Here is an 18,214-nt window from a genome sequence, read left to right as displayed (position 1 = left end):
TTTTTATGAAAAACTTCATATTTATTAATAACGCGGCAGCAGGGAGGCTCTTATGTCACAGCAGCCACAGAGAAAAAAGGGAAGACCCGATGCCCTTCTGTTGATCCTTGTGATTTTTCTTGCAGTATTCGGTCTGGTGTTTCTGTACAGCGCCAGTTCTTACAATGGGAGAGTGAGATTTCATGATTCCTTTTATTATTTCAAAAAACAGCTGTTTGCAACAGCCCTGGGACTGGCAGCCATGTATGTGGTATCGGAAACGGATTATCATTTCTGGGTTTCGCTTGCTCCGGTTGTTTATTTGATGTCTGTTGTTCTGTCTACGGCTGTTCTTCTGGTGGGACAGGAGATCAATGGATCCAAAAGATGGCTGAGCCTGGGACCTCTGTCTTTTCAGCCTTCAGAATTTGCAAAAGTGGCAGTAATTCTTTTTCTTGCATGGCAGATTGACAGAAGCCGCAAAAAAACATCCGGCATATGGTTTATGTGCCGTACTATGGCAACACTTCTTCCTATTGTGGGACTGGTGGGTTCCAACAATCTCAGTACGGCTATCATTATTCTGGGAATCGGAGTGATCCTTATTTTTGTGTCAAGTCCGGGATATGTGCAGTTCGTCGGTATGGGAAGTGCGGGAGTTGCATTTATTACAGTGTTTCTTGCTGCAGAAAGCTATCGTCTGGAACGTCTGGCTATCTGGAGAAATCCGGAAAAATATGAAAAAGGCTTTCAGACCATTCAGGGACTGTACGCCATAGGAAGCGGCGGGCTGTTCGGGCGGGGGCTGGGCAGCAGTCTCCAGAAGCTGGGCTTTGTTCCGGAAGCTCAGAATGACATGATCTTTTCTATTATATGTGAAGAGCTGGGGCTTGTGGGAGCCGGGATTCTGATCATAATATTTGCCCTTCTTTTATGGCGGCTCTGCGTGACAGCCATGCACAGCAGAGATCTTCAGGGAACTCTGATCAGCGCCGGTATTATGGGGCATATGGCAATTCAGGTGATTCTTAATATTTCTGTTGTTACCAACACGATCCCTAATACGGGAATCACCCTTCCTTTTATCAGCTACGGAGGAACCTCCGTGGTATTTCTTCTGGCAGAGATGGGGCTGGCGCTCAGTGTGAGCAGTCACAGAAAAGAAAAAACAGCATAGGATAAAAGGAAGAGGGCTTTTGGGGAGTGACGGTTTGGATAAAATTCGCATTACAGGAGGAAAGCCGCTTCAGGGTACCATATCCATACAGGGCTCCAAAAATTCTGCGCTGCCCATGATGGCAGCTTCTTTGCTTCACAGAGGAGTCAGCGTGCTGAAGGGATGTCCTGCCATAGCTGATGTGTATTGTATGGAGGACATTCTCAGATCCCTGGGTGCTCTTACCTGGTGGGAAAAAAATACCCTTTATCTTGACTGCAGCAGAGCGGACGGAACAGAAGTTTCCGGAGACAGTACCGGAAAAATGCGATCATCGGTAATTCTTCTGGGTGCGCTTCTGGCAAGGAACAAAAAAGGCTCCATGGGATATCCCGGAGGCTGCGTAATAGGAAAACGTCCGGTTGATCAGCATTTGTATGTGCTGCGCTGTCTGGGAGCCTGGGTGGAAGAAAAAGAAAACAGTCTGGAAGCTGAGGCCGGATGTCTGAAAGGGGCAGAGATTGTTTTTGGAAAAATCAGCGTAGGCGCTACAGAGCAGGGGATTCTGGCCGCTGTCCTGGCAGAGGGGCATACGGTTCTCAGAAACTGTGCCAGAGAGCCGGAAATCGTGTGGCTGTGCAGATATCTTCGCAGCATGGGAGCTGAAATTCAGGGAGAAGGAACTCACTGTATCAGAATCACAGGCGTAAAAGAATTAAAAGCCGGAAATATGCAGATTCCTCCTGACCGTATTGTGGCGGGAACATATTTATGTGCTGCAGCGGCAACAAGAGGGAAGATCACGATTTCCAATCCGCCTGAGGGAGAGCTGGATGCATTTCTTGAAGTGTATGGGAAAATGGGTGGACAATATAACCGCAGGAGTGGTAAACTAATAGCTGACGGAAGCGGAACGGCATTTCCGGTACCGTTTCTGGAAACGGATACGTATCCGGGTTTTCCCACAGATCTTCAGTCTCCTCTCATGGCAGTACTGACAACCATTCCGGGGAAAAGCCGCATACGGGAAAATATCTTTGAAAACCGGTTCAGGATTGCAAAGGAACTGAATAAAATGGGTGCCTCTGTTGCTGTTTCCGGCAGAGAGGCCAGTATACAGGGAGGAACCTGTCTCAGGGGATGTACAGTGAGAGCCAGAGAACTGCGAGGGGGAGCGGCGTTGCTTGTGGCAGCTCTTGCGGCGCAGGGGGAGACTGTCATCGAAGGATGTTCCTTTATTTACCGGGGATATGAGCATATATGTGAGGATCTGGCGTCTTTGGGCGCGCAGATAGAAGAGGATACAGGAACTGCATTTTTATGAGAACATCAAAATACAGAAAAAAACTGAACATATCGGATAAGCAGAAAAAAATAGTACTTGGGGGAATAGGAGCCTGTCTTCTGGCAGGTGTGCTTTTTTTCTTTCTTTATTTTAAGGTAGAAAATGTGGAGATTATGGGAAGCGGTCATTATACGGAAAAAGAGATAAAGGCCATGGTCCTTCGGGGACCAATGGCAGAAAACTCTGTTCTTGCCCCCATCCTTTATACCACAGACGACACAGGGGATATTCCCTTTGTGGAAGGCTTTAAGGTGACACGGTCAAACAGAAACACCATCGTGGTCAGTGTAAAGGAAAAGAAGGCTGTGGGCTGTATTCCCTATCTGGACAGCTATATTTATTTTGACCGGAACGGCATGTTTATTGAAAGCGAAAAAACACAGGATAAAAAAGTTCCTTTTTTTGACGGGATAGCTGTGAAACGGGTAGTAAAAGGAGAGAAGCTACCCATAAAAGAAACCGTTCTGAATACCGCGGTTGCTCTTTCTACTATTTTTGCCAAAAATGACAGTCTGCCGGATCATATTCAATTTGACGAAAGCTACGAGATCAGTCTTCTTTACGGAGATATTACAGTCAGTCTGGGCAAAGATGTGAACCTTGAAGATAAAATGACCAGGGTGATCGCGATTCTTCCCCAGCTTGCAGGTCAGAAAGGCATCCTGCATGCGGAAAATGTAACGGATTCTGTAAAGACCATTACCTTTGAGGCGGAAATAGAGGAAGTGACAGCAGAAAACTGGACCGGCGGATACGATGAAAACGGTGAATATACCGGAGACGGCGAGTATGATGAAAGCGGAAAATATGTGGGAGCGAAGCCTATGACAGCTCTTGACTATGCTCTTGAAAAATGGGTTGGCGGCTATGATGAGGAAGGCGATTACACCGGAGAGGGCGAGTATGATGCCAACTGGAATTATGTAGGTCCTGCTCCTACACAGGAAACCATTGACGCAATGGGAGACTGGACAGGAGGATATAATGAAGAGGGCGGATTCACCGGAACCGGAGAGTACGACAGAGAGGGAAATTATGTAGGCCCAATGCCGGAAAATACGGAAGAAGCTGACGGAAACAGTGAGGACGGAAGCTCTGAAGACAGCTCTTACGGGTCAGAAGGAGAGTATTCTGATTCGGGATATGAGGACGGTTACAGCGAGGAATCCGGTGAGTATTCGGATGGTTCAGAGGAAACAGGAGCCTATGATGAAAGCGGGGAAGACGCTTATTACGGCGATGGATATTAAGCTGGAAATGACGAAAATACATGAAAAAAGTATAAAAAAACAAAAATAGTAGTTGATTAATTTTAGAAAAAAATATATGATATACTATATGCAGGTAGATTACGATAAATATCGGGGAAATAAAAGGAGGAAGTACATTGTTAGAGATTATGTCAAATGAAGCTGAGTCCTCTGCCAAGATTATAGTCATTGGTGTGGGCGGAGCTGGAAATAATGCTGTAAACAGAATGGTGGAAGAGACCATCGGAGGAGTTGAGTTTGTAGGTGTCAACACTGACAAACAGGCCTTAACCCTCTGTAAAGCTCCAACAGTACTTCAGATTGGTGAAAAGATAACGAAAGGTCTTGGTGCTGGAGCACAGCCGGAAGTTGGTCAGAAGGCCGCTGAGGAAAGTATAGAAGAAGTAAAACAGTTAATAGAAGGCGCTGATATGGTATTTGTTACCTGTGGTATGGGCGGCGGCACCGGAACAGGTGCGGCACCGGTAATCGCAGCAGCAGCAAAGGAAATGGGAATCCTTACTGTTGGTGTGGTAACAAAACCTTTCCGTTTTGAAGCAAAGACACGTATGAACAATGCTCTTGCAGGAATCGAGAATCTGAAAAAGGCAGTGGATACACTGATCGTTATTCCGAATGACAAGCTTCTCGAGATCGTTGACCGCCGGACAACCATGCCGGAGGCACTCCGCAAGGCTGACGAAGTTCTTCAGCAGGCGGTTCAGGGAATCACCGATTTGATCAATCTGCCGGCACTGATCAACCTTGACTTTGCAGATGTTCAGACTGTTATGACAGACAAGGGCATCGCTCATATCGGTATTGGAGAGGCAAGAGGAGACGACAAGGCTATGGAAGCTGTTCAGCAGGCAGTATCCTCCCCGCTTCTTGAGACGACCATTAAAGGCGCAACTCATGTAATCATTAATATTTCAGGTGATATTTCTCTTATGGATGCAAATGATGCGGCAAGCTATGTACAGGAGCTGACAGGAGAGGAAGCAAATATCATCTTTGGTGCGATGTATGATGATTCTGTTGCTGATTATGCAAGAATCACAGTTATCGCTACAGGACTTACCGATGCAGCTCCGAAAGCAGGTTCTTCCTTTGGCGGAAGAAGCAATGCATCTTCACCGTTTTCTGTAAGAAAACCGGCTGCACAGACAGGAGCGGCAAAGCAGGCTGGCGGTATCAATATGCCGAGCTTTTCTCTTCCGAACATGAATTCATCTTATGGTACAAAGATGCCTACAAGTACAGTTCAGAAAAAGGATATCCAGATTCCGGATTTCCTGAAAAACAGATAAAACTGAAACCAATGCAAAAAGGACATTGCCTGCGGGCAATGTCCTTTTTTAAACAGCTTTATACTGACATATGAAACAGCATATACAGACCGGACTGTATATGTTTGCTTCCGGCAAAAGGTGTCAGCATTTACATGCAAAAGTTTTGCACTTTGTTTCTTTGCTTGTGCCGGCATTCTGACCGTTGATGTCAATGGCAGAGGCCGTACATTTACAGTGCTCGTTGTAAGTGCACTCATGAGCTTTGCAGTCAATACGGATTTTTTCGCAGCCGCAGGATTCTTTTTCACTGTTTGTTACTGAGGCGCTGTTCCGGTCACGGAAACTTCCGCAGCTGGTTTCATCAGAAACCCGGGCATCATGCCCCATTACTTCGATCTCTCCGCGGGAGCACAGCTGATCTTTGTTATAAATACAGGTTACTGCACTGCAGTTGAGTATTGTCATGGTTGTGTCCTCCTTAAATAAATCATTGCCTTATGTAATATTTCCGTATTTTCGGATTTTATTCTGCAGATTAACAGGGTAAAGATTATCACAGCAAAATTATCACAGAAAAATGTAGTATACAGTAAAAAAGAGGGCAGTGGTTGTGGTCAAAAAATTTTAAATTTTTTGAAATAACGCAATATTTTTATTGTGTATCATTATAGAATATGTTATATTAGCTACATACAGGGAGCAATCGCCCACAAAGGGGTGAGCTCGCAAAAATAAGTGTAAAATGCCGCTTTTCAGCGAACAAGATCTGTAAGCGACATTTCTGTAAGCAAGTTATCAGTGAAAGGATAAATATTTTTAAGACAGCCTTTTAAAATGTTTATCGCCACCATCTCCATCCTATGTAAGATTGAGGTCATTACTCTTTAATACAATTGCTCCCGTATAAAATAAAAACTGCAGTACCGATAACGGCAGGTTGTCGTAACGGAATAAACACGGAGAACTGATGATGACAGGGTTTCTGTCGGAAAGAGTTCTTTTTTTATTTATCAGGAAAGCAGGACAATTTATACCACCCGTCCCAGCAGACAAAAACGTTCCGTTTTGCTGTTTGCCGGAAAAGCAGTAATTCTGTACGGATCTTCACAGGAAATAAAATACGGAATTCCGGCAGAACAGGAAAAGGTACCGGACAGGAGACTGTCATTGAAAATGGTTTAAAAAAACACATAAAAGTTCTTGACTTTACATGAAAGTCATGATATCCTGTTACAGTACGTGAAGAAAACAAAGCAGAGTTCACTCTCACCTTAGCGCACAGGATGCGTCTCGGGTTTATATGTCTCAGCATTTGTAAGAAGGGATGTTCCTTTCGGATAAATGCACAGCGCAGAAGCTGTCTGTTGATACCAGAGAGCCGTGCAGTGGGAATATGAGCAGAGTGTGGATTCGTCCATGCTTTTTTTGTTTCACAGAAACGTGCAAAAGTCAGGGTATATCATTTACAGGTATGGAGGTGTACAACAATTAGCAATTTAATGATTAACGAACAAATCAGAGACAAAGAAGTACGTCTGATCGGAGCAGACGGAGCCCAGCTTGGTATCATGTCTGCAAAAGAGGCCATGTTTAAGGCGCAGGAGGCAGGACTTGACCTTGTAAAGATCGCACCGCAGGCAAAGCCGCCGGTATGTAAGATCATTGATTACGGAAAATACCGTTACGAACTTTCCCGTAAGGAAAAAGAAGCCAAAAAGAAACAGAAAACGATTGACATTAAAGAGGTACGTCTCTCTCCTAATATTGATACGAATGACTTAAAGACAAAGGTAAACGCTGCAAGGAAATTCCTTACAAAAGGTGACCGCGTAAAAGTCACTCTGCGTTTCCGTGGAAGAGAAATGGCTCATATGGCAAGCAGCAGACACGTGCTGGATGATTTTGCGGAGCTTCTGAAAGATATCGCTGTAGTGGAAAAAGCTCCCAAGATCGAGGGAAGAAGCATGACAATGTTTCTCAGCGAAAAACGTTAAGCAATTACTGTTTCCGTGTCCGGTTACGGACACAGCAGTAATGTGAAATATAAAACAGAACCACGAATCAAGGAGGAAATAAAAATGCCTAAGATTAAAACATGTAGAGCAGCAGCAAAACGCTTCAAAAAAACTGGTACCGGAAAGATCATGAGAAACAAAGCTTATAAGAGCCATATCTTAACAAAGAAATCTCAGAAAAGAAAGAGAAATCTCAGAAAGGCCACTGTTGTTGATTCCACAAACCTGAAGAATATCAAGAAAGCACTGCCTTATTTATAAGAAGTAAGAAGAGAAGACGAACAGGAGGAAATTAAGAAATGGCAAGAATTAAAGGCGGATTAAACGCAAAGAAAAAACATAATCGTACATTAAAGCTGGCAAAGGGTTACAGAGGAGCCCGTTCCAAACAGTATAGAATTGCAAAACAGTCTGTAATGAGAGCTCTTGCAAGCTCCTACGCAGGAAGAAAGCAGAAAAAACGTCAGTTCAGACAGCTCTGGATCGCACGTATCAACGCTGCTGCAAGAATGAACGGACTTTCCTACAGCAAGATGATGCACGGACTGAAAGTTGCAAACATCGACATCAACAGAAAGATGCTTGCTGAGCTTGCAGTAAACGATGCAGAAGGCTTCAAAGCACTTGCAGAGATTGCTAAAAAAGCGATCGCATAAGTAAATAATGAATTACAGGAGAGATATCTCCTTCCGGAACCGGTATTCTGTATAGGATACCGGTTTTTTAAATATAAATATTTTATTAATTTATACTTGAAATCAAATATATCAGATGCTATAATCAAAACATTAAAGTATTAGCGAGCGAAAGTCAGAGGGGAAGCCAAAGCCGGCTGGTGATCCAGTGGGCTTTTTTAACCTTATCTGTTCACATAGGAACAGGATTCTGATAATCGTTACAAATTTAAGGAGGAGAATTGTTATGAGAAACTGGAAAAAGGTATTAAGTGTAACTGCGGCAGCAGCTGTGGCAGCAACAGCAGCAATGCCCACAGCAGTATTTGCAGAAGGTGACGAATCCTTTAAAATCGGTGTGATCGGACCGATGACAGGCGATTATGCACAGTATGGCACAAACGTATACAATGCAGCTAAAATTGCAGTAGACGAGATCAACGAAGACGGCGGATTTAACGGATACCAGGTCGAGGTACTTGATGCAGGCGATGATATGGGCGATCCGGAGAAGGCGGTAAATGCTTATAACGATCTTCTTGACAAGGGAATGCAGATGCTTTGTGGGGCAGTGACCTCCGGTTCCTGTATTGCAGTAGGAGCAGAGGCGGCAGAGAGCACTTTCCTGTTTACACCGTCTGCAACAGCTATTGATTCTATTACAGCAGGAAGCAATGAATTCCGTATGTGCTTTACAGATCCGGCTCAGGGAGCAAAATCCGCACAGTATATCGGTGAGCATGGACTTGCAACAAAGGTTGCTGTTCTTTATGACTCCATGGCAGACTATAACTCCGGCGTACATGATTCCTTTGTGGAAGCGGCAGAAGAAAACGGTCTGGAGGTTGTAGCTGACGAGGCGTACACAACAGATAACAATACAGACTATTCCGTACAGCTGAAAAAGATTGCCGACAGCGGTGCAGAGCTTCTTTTCCTTCCAAACTACTATTCAGACAATGCCCTGATTCTTCAGCAGGCATCTGAAGCAGGCATGGATATTAAATTCTTCGGCGTTGACGGCATGGACGGAATCCTTGGCGTTGAGAACTTTGATACTTCTCTTGCAGAGGGCGTTATGCTTCTGACTCCTTTCTCTGCAACTGCAGAGGATGAGGCAAGCCAGGCGTTTGTAAAGGCTTACGGCGATGCTAATAACGGCGAGACTCCTAACCAGTTCGCAGCAGATACTTATGATGTGATCTATGCAATGAAAGCAGCAGCAGACGCAGCAGAGATCACACCCGATATGGCAAATGAGGATATCAGCGCGGCAATGTCTGAGGCTATGCTTGAGGTAGAACTGGACGGACTTACCGGAAAAGCTACATGGACAGAAGATGGCGAGTGCGACAAAGAGCCAAAGGCCTTTGTAATCGAAAACGGAGAATACAAAGAAATGGAATGATCAGTGAATAAATATACACTGAAAATTTAAGGGACGGGGGATGGTGCCTGTGCATAAGGACTGTCCTCTGTTTCTTTTTATGCAACAATAAAATTTCTATATGAGGTGCACTATGAGTTTTATATCTTATTTAAAAGATGGAATCAGCCTGGGAAGTATCTATGCGATCATTGCGCTGGGCTACACAATGGTGTATGGAATTGCGAAGATGCTGAACTTTGCCCATGGTGACGTAATCATGGTCGGCGCTTTTGTGATTCTCACCGCAGTCACCAGAGGAGGAATGGGTCCGGTTCCGGCAGTGATACTTTCTGTTGTGGTGTGTACGGTATTGGGCGTTGTGATCGAAAAGGTTGCATATCGTCCTCTCAGAAAGGCGTCCTCCAATCTGGCAGTTCTGATCACTGCCATTGGCGTTAGTTATCTTCTGCAGAATCTGGCACTTCTGATCTTTGGAGCAGATGCCAAGAGTTTTGTCACTGTGATTGATGTTCCGTCAGTAACGTTGTTTGGCGGACAGCTTGTTATTAAGGGAATTACCATTGTAACTATTGTTGTCAGCGTTGTTATTATGGTGGCTCTGACCTGGTTTGTACGTAAAACCAAACCCGGACGCGCCATGCAGGCTGTGTCTGAGGACAGAGATGCCGCTCAGTTAATGGGTGTGAATGTAAATGCAACAATTTCCCTGACCTTTGCCATTGGTTCAGGACTTGCTGCTATTGCAGGCCTTCTTCTCTGTTCCGCTTATCCCACACTGACTCCGTACACAGGTGCAATGCCTGGAATCAAAGCCTTTGTGGCTGCAGTTTTCGGCGGTATCGGTTCAATCCCGGGAGCCATGGTGGGCGGTATCCTTCTGGGAATCATTGAGATTTTCGGAAAAGCCTACATTTCATCCCAGGTTGCGGACGCGATTGTATTTGCAGTACTGATTGTCGTGCTCCTTGTGAAACCTACCGGACTGTTTGGTAAAAACATTCAGGAGAAAGTGTAAGGTGGCCGATATGAAAAAAAATATGAATAAGACAACAAGAAGTAATTTTATAACTTATGGAATTGTGATCGTTCTGTTTGCGGTAGTCCAGATTCTTTCCTCCACAGGAAATCTTTCCAGACTTCTGACAGGTCTTCTGGTTCCTCTGTGCGTTTATACGATCGCAGCCATTTCTCTGAACCTTGTAGTTGGATTTTCCGGCGAGCTGAGTCTGGGCCATGCAGGCTTTATGTGCGTGGGCGCATATTCCAGCGCTCTCTTTTCGCATCTGGCAGCAGACGCTCTTCCTCCGGTTCCGAGATTTATTCTGGCGATACTGATCGGCGCGGCAGTGGCAGGCGTGTTCGGTATTCTGATCGGTATTCCGGTACTGAGACTCCGAGGCGATTATCTTGCGATTGTCACCCTTGCTTTTGGAGAAATTATCAAGAATCTTATCAATATTCTCTATGTTGGCGCAGATAAAAACGGTATTCACGCAGCAACAACTTCCTCAGGTCTTGAGCTTGCGGCAGGCGGCAAAAAGATTATGAAAGGCGCTCTGGGTATTTCCGGAACAGCCACTCTTTATAAAGAGATCAAGCCATATTTTTTCCTGATCGGAGTACTCCTTGTTCTGCTTACTCTGTTTATTGTACAGAACCTGGTTCATTCCAGAAGCGGCCGTGCAGTTATGTCTACAAGAGACAACCGTATTGCGGCAGAGTCAGTGGGAATCAATGTGACAAAATATAAGCTTCTGGCGTTTACGGTTTCTGCAGCCCTTGCAGGTGTGGCAGGCGTGCTTTATGCCCATAATATTTCCATGCTCAAGGTATCAGTATTTGATTACAATATGTCAATTCTGATCCTGGTATATGTGGTTCTGGGCGGTATTGGAAATCTCCGTGGTTCCATGATCGCGGCGATTATCCTTTACGCTCTTCCAGAGCTTCTCCGCGGTTTTGCAAATTACCGTATGCTGATCTATGCCATTGTTCTGATTGTTATGATGCTCTTTAACTGGGCTCCGGCAGCAAGAACATGGAGAAGCCGTATAGCAGAAAAAATCCGGGGCGGAAAAACGAAAAAGGAGGCAGCTTGATTATGGCAATGCTGGAAGTAAATCATTTGTCAATTCAGTTTGGCGGTCTTCGTGCAGTCGACGGTTTTCATATCAATATAGAAAAAGGCCAGCTTTATGGACTGATTGGTCCAAACGGAGCCGGAAAAACAACAGTTTTTAACCTTTTGACAGGTGTATACAAGCCAACTGAGGGAATTATCAGACTGGATGGACAGGATATTACAGGGAAAAGTACAATAGAGATTAACAAGGCCGGAATTGCCCGTACATTCCAGAATATCCGTCTGTTTAAAGAGATGTCAGTTCTGGATAATGTAAAAGTTGGACTTCACAACCATTATCAGTATTCTACTCTCACAGGAATCCTGAGACTGCCGAAGTATTTCAAAGTAGAAAAAGAAATGAACGAAAAGGCAATGGAGATTCTGAAGGTGTTTGATCTGGACAAAGAGGCTGAGATCCTTGCAGGAAACCTTCCTTATGGTAAACAGCGTAAGCTGGAGATTGCCCGCGCTCTTGCTACGGACCCAAAGCTTCTGCTTCTGGATGAACCGGCAGCCGGAATGAACCCCAATGAGACTCAGGAGCTGATGGATACCATTCGTTTTGTACAGGAACATTTCCATATGACTACCCTTCTCATCGAGCATGATATGAAGCTGGTGGGCGGCATCTGTGAAAAGCTGACCGTGCTGAATTTCGGACAGGTGCTTACTGAGGGTGAGACCTCAGAGGTACTGAATGATCCGACTGTTATTACGGCATATCTGGGAGAATAGGAGGAACATAATCATGGCAATGTTGGAAGTAAAGGATCTTCAGGTTTATTATGGGGTGATCCAGGCTCTGAAGGGAATTTCTTTTGAGGTAAATCAGGGGGAGGTAATTGCTCTGATCGGCGCCAATGGTGCAGGAAAGACTACAACCCTTCAGACACTGACAGGAATTCTTCCGGCCAAAGCAGGAAGCATTATGTTTGAGGGAACGGATCTTCTGAAAGTTCCGGCGCATAAGATCGTACAAATGGGAATGGCTCATGTTCCGGAGGGAAGACGAGTATTTGCGGATATGACTGTTTATGAGAATCTTCTTATGGGCGCGTATACCCGCAAAGATAAAAACGAGATCGCGCAGAGCCTTGAAATGGTGTACAAAAGATTTCCACGTCTGAAAGAGCGTCAGGGACAGCGTTCCGGAACCTTATCAGGAGGAGAGCAGCAGATGCTGGCCATGGGACGGGCTCTTATGAGCAAACCAAGGATCATTCTGATGGATGAGCCGTCTATGGGACTGTCACCGATTTTTGTAAATGAGATCTTTGATATTATCAAAGAAGTAAGCGAAAGTGGAACTACAGTTCTTCTGGTAGAACAGAATGCAAAAAAAGCTCTTTCCATTGCAGACAGAGCTTATGTACTGGAAACAGGAAGTATTACTCTGGAAGGAAAGGCGGACGACCTGCTTCACAACGAGGCAGTACAGAAGGCTTATCTGGGAGAATAAAACAGCTTTGAAAGCTGTGGGAATGTTGCAAGGAGGAATAAGAATGGATGAGCATATAGTAATTTCAATTGCAAGACAGTATGGAAGCGGCGGACGTACCGTAGGAAAGATGCTTGCAGAAAAGCTGGGAATTTCATTCTATGACAAAGAGATCATCCGGATGGCTTCTGATGAAAGCGGGATCGATCTGGGACTTTTTGGAAAGGTTGAGGGCGGAAACAAAATAAAGCCATCCCTGTTTAATAAGTCCTCACTTTACAGGGGAAAGCTGGTTCAGCCGGACAGTAAGGAATTTATTTCTGATGAAAATATTTTTAGCTATCAGGCGAAGGTTGTGAAAGATCTTGCAGAAAAAGAATCCTATGTGATCGTAGGGCGCTGCGTGAACTATGTGCTGAAGGACCGTCCCAATACCCTGCGTGTGTTTGTACACGCGCCCTGGGATTTCCGCGTGGAACAGGCATCCGAAAAGATTTCCGGTTCCAGGGAAGAAATTGAGAAATTCCTTTTAAAAGATGACAAGAGAAAACAGGAGTATTACCGTAAGTTTACAGGCGGAGTGTGGAATGATGCCACCAACTATGATCTTTGTCTGAACAGCGGGAAGCTTGGGTTTGAAAGATGCGCGGAGGCTATTGAAGCACAGTTAAAGATCATGCTTAATAAATAGGATAGATTCCGGAATCCTTTTTGAAAAGACTTATGAAAAAGCAGAACATAGAGTTGTGACTGAGCATTCAGCAGGAGCTGATTTTTGTATAAAGACAGAAATCAGCTCTTGTTTTTTCTTTTTCTTTTCCCCAATTTACAGGAAAATTATCTTTCAAACGTTGTCTGTACAGTCATGGATGCTGCTTTGTCCTGCATAGAATCTTTTATGGAAGCAAGAGAACAGGAGCGGCAGCAATTGAAAAAAAGGAAAAGAAAGTTTGAAAGTTGTATGATTTTCGCAGGAATTCTGTTTGCGGCGTTTACAGTTCTCAGCCGGACCGATAATGCTATAATTCAGGAAGCAGGTATTTCTGCCGCAAAAATAATTGCAGGAGAAGGAATGCAGAGACTTGTAAGGGAAGATCAGGACAGACCTCAGATTGCCCTGACCTTTGATGACGGACCTGATGAGAAATATACAGAAAAGCTTCTGGACGGATTAAAGGAGCGGGGAATCAAAGCATCCTTTTTTCTTCTGGGAAAATCAATAGAGGGAAATGAGCATATTGTAAAAAGAATGCACAGAGAAGGACATCTGATCGGAAATCATACCTATAATCACGTACAGCTTGACAAAATTTCAGAGACCAGAGCCAGGGAGGAAATACTGAAAACAAACAACAGAATTTATGAGATTACAGGAGAGTATCCTGTATACATGCGCCCTCCCTATGGCGCCTGGAAAAAGGACACAGAGTTTTGTGTAGAGATGATTCCTGTATTCTGGACCATAGACACTCTGGACTGGAAAACCCAAAATGTACAGGATGTGCTTCAAAGAGCCCGTAAAAATATAAAAAACGGTTCTGTTATTCTGATGCACGACGAGTACGAAACAACTGTGGAGGCTGCGCTTGCTCTGGTTGACGAGTTTACAGAGCAGGGATGGGAATTTGTGACAGTTGACCGTCTGATTCTTCCGTGAAGCTTGCTTTTTCTGTCTTTTTTCGTTATACTGTTAGACAATGATTCACATTTAAGAACAAAGGAGCAGTAAGATATGGGTCGTTTTTTTAATATGGATAACAAGTTTTTTGTATTTATGGGGAAAATTGCAGATCTCTGCATGCTGAATCTTCTCTGTATTATCTGTTGTATACCGATTGTTACGGCAGGAGCATCTCTGACGGCTTTGTATTATGTGACAATGAAGATGGTAAGAAATGAAGAGGCATATATATTCAGAAGCTTTTTCCGGTCTTTTAAGCAGAACTTTAAGCAGGCGACTGTTATAAATATAATCATGCTTGCAGCCGCAGCTCTTCTTTATATAGATACCAATATTGCAGGAAAGATGGGGCAGCCCGCAGGAAAGATTCTGGGAATGATTTTTGCGGCATTTACCCTTTTGTATGTGATGATTCTTTTATACGTGTATCCGCTTCTTGCAAAGTTTTATAATTCTGTAAAAAATACTTTTAAGAATGCAATTTTAATGGCAATCCGTCATTTGCCGTATACAATTTTGATGCTGCTGATCTGTGCCTGTCCGATCCTGATTTTATTTATTCCGTCATTTCAGATACAGATGTCGCTGATTATGCTGGTGATTCTGTTTGGCCCGGCAGTAATTGCATATGGGAATTCACACTTTTTTGTGAGAATTTTTGACAAGTATATTCCTGAGGAGAGTGTTTCGGAAGAAACAGAGGTAATGTTCTGATGAATGAACTGAATAAAGAATGCCGGGAACAGCGTAAGAGCTGGAACGGAAAACCTTATTGCTCCCTGGACTATATGCTCAGGGAGCGTTTTGGTGAAAAAGTATATAAAGTAACCTTAAACGGGGGGATGTCCTGTCCAAACAGGGACGGAACTCTTGGGACAAGAGGCTGTATTTTCTGCAGCGAGGGAGGAAGCGGAGATTTTGCGGCAGACGTATCGCTGTCTGTTACAGAGCAGATTGAAAGTCAGATCGCGCTTCTTTCCGGCAAGCGGCCTATTCAAAAATATATTGCGTATTTTCAGGCGTATACAAACACCTATGCGCCGGTGGAATACCTGAGGAAGATTTTTAAAGAGGCAATGTCTCATCCCAGGATCGTAGCTCTGTCTGTAGGAACCAGACCGGACTGTCTGGGAGAGGAGGTACTGGATCTTCTGGAAGAGCTGAACCGGATCAAGCCGGTATGGATCGAGCTGGGGCTTCAGACGATCCATGAAAAAACAGCTCAGTACATCAGAAGGGGATATCGGCTTTCCTGCTTCGATCAGGCTGTGGAAAATCTCCGCAAACGGAATATTGAGGTGATCGTTCATACGATTCTGGGGCTTCCGGGAGAGAGCAGGGAAGAGATTCTTGAGACAATGAGATATTTGAATAAAAAAGATATCCAGGGGATCAAACTTCAGCTTCTTCATGTTCTGAAAGGGACAGACCTGGCATATGATTATCTTGCAGGAAGATTTCAGGTTTATGAGAGAGAAGAATATCTGGATTTACTGATCGAATGTCTGGAAAATCTTGATCCGGAAATCGTCATCCACAGGATTACAGGAGACGGGCCAAAAGATCTTCTGATCGCTCCTTTGTGGGCATCGAGAAAACGGGAGGTTCTGAATCTGCTTCACCATCAGATGAAAGAACAGAACAGTTACCAGGGAAAAAGTTTGAAAGTTTCTGATTGTGAAAGAACAGAAGGAACAGACATGTTCCGGATGTAAATGAGAAAGAGGTGGTAGAATGGCAGAACCATTTACAATTTATAAACTGATGGTACTTTATATGGCCCAGCATTCCAGGAAGGAGCTGACAAATTCTCAGATATCAGAATTTGTGCTGGACAGGGATTATACGGATTATTTTCATCTTCAGCAGGTGCTGTCAGAGCTGGTGGAGACAGGACTTCTGAGACGGAGAACCGTTTCCAACAGTTCTCATTACGAGCTGACAGATGAGGGAAGTAAGACACTCTCCTACTTTGAAAATGATCTCTCTCAGGATATCAGAAATGAAATCGAAGAATTTTTGAAGGATTATGGATATGAAATGCCGGAAAGGATTCTTACGCCGGCTGATTATTATACAACCCCTCAGGGAACCTATGCAGTCAGATGCCAGCTGATCGAAAAAGATACAGCGATCATGGATCTGACAATGGCAGCGCCAAATAAAGCGGCTGCGCGGGCCATATGCAAAAGCTGGCCTCAGAAATGCCAGGATATTTATACAACCATCATGGGTGAATTGATCTGAAAAATCTGATAATTTATGGACACTGTCAATAATTGAAGACAGTGTCTTTTTTTGTTTGCCGTTTACAGGAAAAAGCTGTTGGAATCTGTAAAGATATTGGGTGTTAAAATATTGAAGAACAGGTAAAAATAGGAGAATTTGGGTTGACTTAATAATACGGGGGGGGGGTATAATAAGAACGATACATAGGATTAGGAGAAATCCCTAAAATCAGAGATGGAGGAAAAAGAAGCTATGAAAAACAAAGTAGTAAGAAAACTTCTCATGGTTGGCCTCAGCTCCTCTGTAGTTCTCACAAGCACAGTAGGCGTAACAGCTGCATCTATGGATGCAACTACTACTGATGTTGTTGTTGAAAACGCAGCAGAAGATGAGGTTCTCACACCTGTTGAAGGAGAAGAAGCAGTAACAGAAGAGACCAGCGAAGAAGTGGCAGAAGAAGAAACAACAGAAGAGACTGGCGAAGAAGTGGCAGAAGAGGAAACAACAGAAGATACAGAAAAACAGGAAGAACCAACATATTCTGTAGATGTTACAATACAATACACGCTTGAAGGAACTGACGACGTTGTTGGTACAGAAACAGTAAGTGCAGGAGTAAATAAGTACGATTGTTTTGCTTTCAAAGCAAGTGATTTGACTCAGGTTCCGGGAGGCTATGAGCTTTGTGAGTCGGGAGATATCAGTGGTTCAGCTAGCGAAACTACTATTACAGTATATGTAAGAGAGAAAGCAGCAGAGACAAGATCTATTAATGTTAATTATGTTGATGAAAGTGGAAATATTATTGGAACTGAAACAGTAGAAGTTCCGCAAAATGCCGGTAATTTCAATGCAAGTCTGTTGAAGAATGTGCCAGAAAAATACGCACTTGCTGCTACAGGTGATGTTGCATTAGTACCAGATTCTGATTCTGTTGATGTTCTGGTAAGACTTAAAGAAAAGACTATCATGGTTAACTACATTCTGGAAGACGGCAGCAATGTAGGAACAGGAAATGCAGTAGTTGAAGCTGGTGCAAATCACATCAATACAAGCGCGCTGAAAGATGTGCCATATGGCTATGAACTTGCCAGCACAGGTGATATCAACCTTAATGAAGGTGGCAACTCTGTTAACATCGTTGTAAGAGAGAAAGATTACAATCAGAGTGTTTTTGTAAATTATGTAGATGAAGACGGAAATTTAGTACTTTCCGAAAGTATTAAAGTTTACAAAGGTACTGAATATATCAACACAGGGGATTTGAATATCCCATATGGATGGGAAGTTGCAGAGGCGGGCGACATGCCTATCAAAGATGGTGCAGTAACTGTAGTAGTAAGAGAAAAAGAATACACAAAAGATGTTGTTGTAAACTATGTAGATGAAGCTGGAAATCCAGTACTTACAACAAGCATTAAACTCCTCAAAGATGAAACATATTTCAACACAAGTATTCTGAAAGATGTACCATATGGTTGGGAACTTGCTACATTAGGTGACGTACCAGTGGCAGGTAATGTAGCTTATGTGGTAGTAAGAGAAAAAGAATACACAAAAGATGTTGTTGTAAACTATGTAGATGAAGCTGGAAATCCAGTACTTACAACAAGCATTAAACTCCTCAAAGATGAAACATA

At 43.8% G+C, this 18,214-nt stretch carries 19 protein-coding genes; 18 read left to right on the top strand and 1 reads right to left on the bottom strand.

Annotated elements, in window-relative coordinates:
- Positions 1-52 precede the first annotated feature (52 nt).
- The 4 genes from NSA57_RS06235 (at position 53) to ftsZ (ending at position 5,040) form a co-directional block, all read left to right on the top strand.
- On the top strand, positions 53-1,156 hold the full coding sequence (locus NSA57_RS06235; RefSeq protein WP_022068210.1) for an FtsW/RodA/SpoVE family cell cycle protein: 1,104 nt from the start codon (positions 53-55) through the stop codon (positions 1,154-1,156).
- Positions 1,157-1,190: 34 nt separating this feature from the next.
- On the top strand, positions 1,191-2,459 hold the full coding sequence (gene murA, locus NSA57_RS06230) for a UDP-N-acetylglucosamine 1-carboxyvinyltransferase (RefSeq protein WP_257464333.1): 1,269 nt from the start codon (positions 1,191-1,193) through the stop codon (positions 2,457-2,459).
- Positions 2,456-3,730: a cell division protein FtsQ/DivIB gene (locus NSA57_RS06225; protein ID WP_257464332.1), complete on the top strand. Its 1,275-nt coding sequence runs from the start codon at positions 2,456-2,458 to the stop codon at positions 3,728-3,730. The genes murA and NSA57_RS06225 overlap by 4 nt, the downstream gene beginning before the upstream one ends.
- A 149-nt stretch (positions 3,731-3,879) precedes the next feature.
- Complete coding sequence (ftsZ, locus tag NSA57_RS06220) at positions 3,880-5,040, top strand: cell division protein FtsZ (RefSeq protein WP_138270393.1); 1,161 nt, start codon at positions 3,880-3,882, stop codon at positions 5,038-5,040.
- Positions 5,041-5,163: 123 nt separating this feature from the next.
- On the opposite strand, the gene NSA57_RS06215 is transcribed toward ftsZ, so the two are convergent.
- A complete protein-coding gene (locus tag NSA57_RS06215; RefSeq protein ID WP_138270378.1) occupies positions 5,164-5,487 on the bottom strand; it encodes a DUF1540 domain-containing protein in 324 nt (107 codons plus the stop codon).
- A 1,034-nt stretch (positions 5,488-6,521) separates the two neighbouring features.
- Between NSA57_RS06215 and infC the strand changes: the two genes are divergently transcribed.
- The 14 genes from infC to NSA57_RS06145 all read left to right on the top strand — a co-directional run.
- Positions 6,522-7,016 carry a translation initiation factor IF-3 gene (gene infC, locus NSA57_RS06210; RefSeq protein WP_138270379.1) on the top strand — a complete coding sequence of 165 codons (495 nt, stop codon included), beginning with the start codon at positions 6,522-6,524 and terminating at the stop codon, positions 7,014-7,016.
- Positions 7,017-7,100: 84 nt separating this feature from the next.
- Positions 7,101-7,298: a 50S ribosomal protein L35 gene (gene rpmI, locus NSA57_RS06205; protein ID WP_015541985.1), complete on the top strand. Its 198-nt coding sequence runs from the start codon at positions 7,101-7,103 to the stop codon at positions 7,296-7,298.
- A 38-nt stretch (positions 7,299-7,336) separates the two neighbouring features.
- The gene (gene rplT / locus NSA57_RS06200) at positions 7,337-7,693 is read left to right on the top strand and encodes a 50S ribosomal protein L20 (protein ID WP_022068216.1); all 357 of its coding nucleotides are present in this window, start codon (positions 7,337-7,339) and stop codon (positions 7,691-7,693) included.
- 265 nt (positions 7,694-7,958) lie between these two features.
- Positions 7,959-9,119 (top strand): ABC transporter substrate-binding protein, encoded by a 1,161-nt coding sequence (locus NSA57_RS06195; protein WP_257464331.1) that lies wholly within the window; start codon positions 7,959-7,961, stop codon positions 9,117-9,119.
- Positions 9,120-9,231: 112 nt separating this feature from the next.
- Positions 9,232-10,116, top strand: a complete 885-nt coding sequence (locus NSA57_RS06190; protein ID WP_147598712.1) for a branched-chain amino acid ABC transporter permease — start codon at positions 9,232-9,234, stop codon at positions 10,114-10,116.
- A 10-nt stretch (positions 10,117-10,126) separates the two neighbouring features.
- Complete coding sequence (locus tag NSA57_RS06185) at positions 10,127-11,200, top strand: branched-chain amino acid ABC transporter permease (RefSeq protein WP_147598711.1); 1,074 nt, start codon at positions 10,127-10,129, stop codon at positions 11,198-11,200.
- A gap of 2 nt (positions 11,201-11,202) precedes the next feature.
- Positions 11,203-11,961 carry an ABC transporter ATP-binding protein gene (locus NSA57_RS06180; protein ID WP_173753163.1) on the top strand — a complete coding sequence of 253 codons (759 nt, stop codon included), beginning with the start codon at positions 11,203-11,205 and terminating at the stop codon, positions 11,959-11,961.
- A gap of 13 nt (positions 11,962-11,974) precedes the next feature.
- Positions 11,975-12,685, top strand: coding sequence for an ABC transporter ATP-binding protein (locus NSA57_RS06175; RefSeq protein WP_147598709.1), 711 nt, complete (start codon positions 11,975-11,977; stop codon positions 12,683-12,685).
- A 43-nt stretch (positions 12,686-12,728) separates the two neighbouring features.
- Positions 12,729-13,355: a cytidylate kinase-like family protein gene (locus NSA57_RS06170; protein WP_022068222.1), complete on the top strand. Its 627-nt coding sequence runs from the start codon at positions 12,729-12,731 to the stop codon at positions 13,353-13,355.
- A gap of 237 nt (positions 13,356-13,592) precedes the next feature.
- Positions 13,593-14,321: a polysaccharide deacetylase family protein gene (locus NSA57_RS06165; protein WP_257464330.1), complete on the top strand. Its 729-nt coding sequence runs from the start codon at positions 13,593-13,595 to the stop codon at positions 14,319-14,321.
- Between the two features lie 75 nt (positions 14,322-14,396).
- Positions 14,397-15,059 carry a YesL family protein gene (locus NSA57_RS06160; RefSeq protein ID WP_257464329.1) on the top strand — a complete coding sequence of 221 codons (663 nt, stop codon included), beginning with the start codon at positions 14,397-14,399 and terminating at the stop codon, positions 15,057-15,059.
- Positions 15,059-16,060, top strand: coding sequence for a tRNA modification radical SAM protein MnmL/YtqA (locus NSA57_RS06155; protein ID WP_147598706.1), 1,002 nt, complete (start codon positions 15,059-15,061; stop codon positions 16,058-16,060). Before NSA57_RS06160 ends, NSA57_RS06155 begins: the two co-directional genes overlap by 1 nt.
- Before the next feature lie 19 nt (positions 16,061-16,079).
- Positions 16,080-16,592 carry a DUF4364 family protein gene (locus NSA57_RS06150; protein ID WP_147598705.1) on the top strand — a complete coding sequence of 171 codons (513 nt, stop codon included), beginning with the start codon at positions 16,080-16,082 and terminating at the stop codon, positions 16,590-16,592.
- A 234-nt stretch (positions 16,593-16,826) separates the two neighbouring features.
- The coding region (locus NSA57_RS06145) for a MucBP domain-containing protein (protein ID WP_257464328.1) at positions 16,827-18,214 on the top strand (1,388 nt) is incomplete at its 3' end.

Origin of the sequence: Blautia caecimuris, assembly GCF_024622975.1 — a bacterium.
Lineage (GTDB): Bacteria > Bacillota > Clostridia > Lachnospirales > Lachnospiraceae > Blautia_A > Blautia_A caecimuris.
The sequence above is the reverse complement of the archived record's forward strand: the minus strand, read 5'-3'. Positions and strand labels throughout refer to the sequence as shown.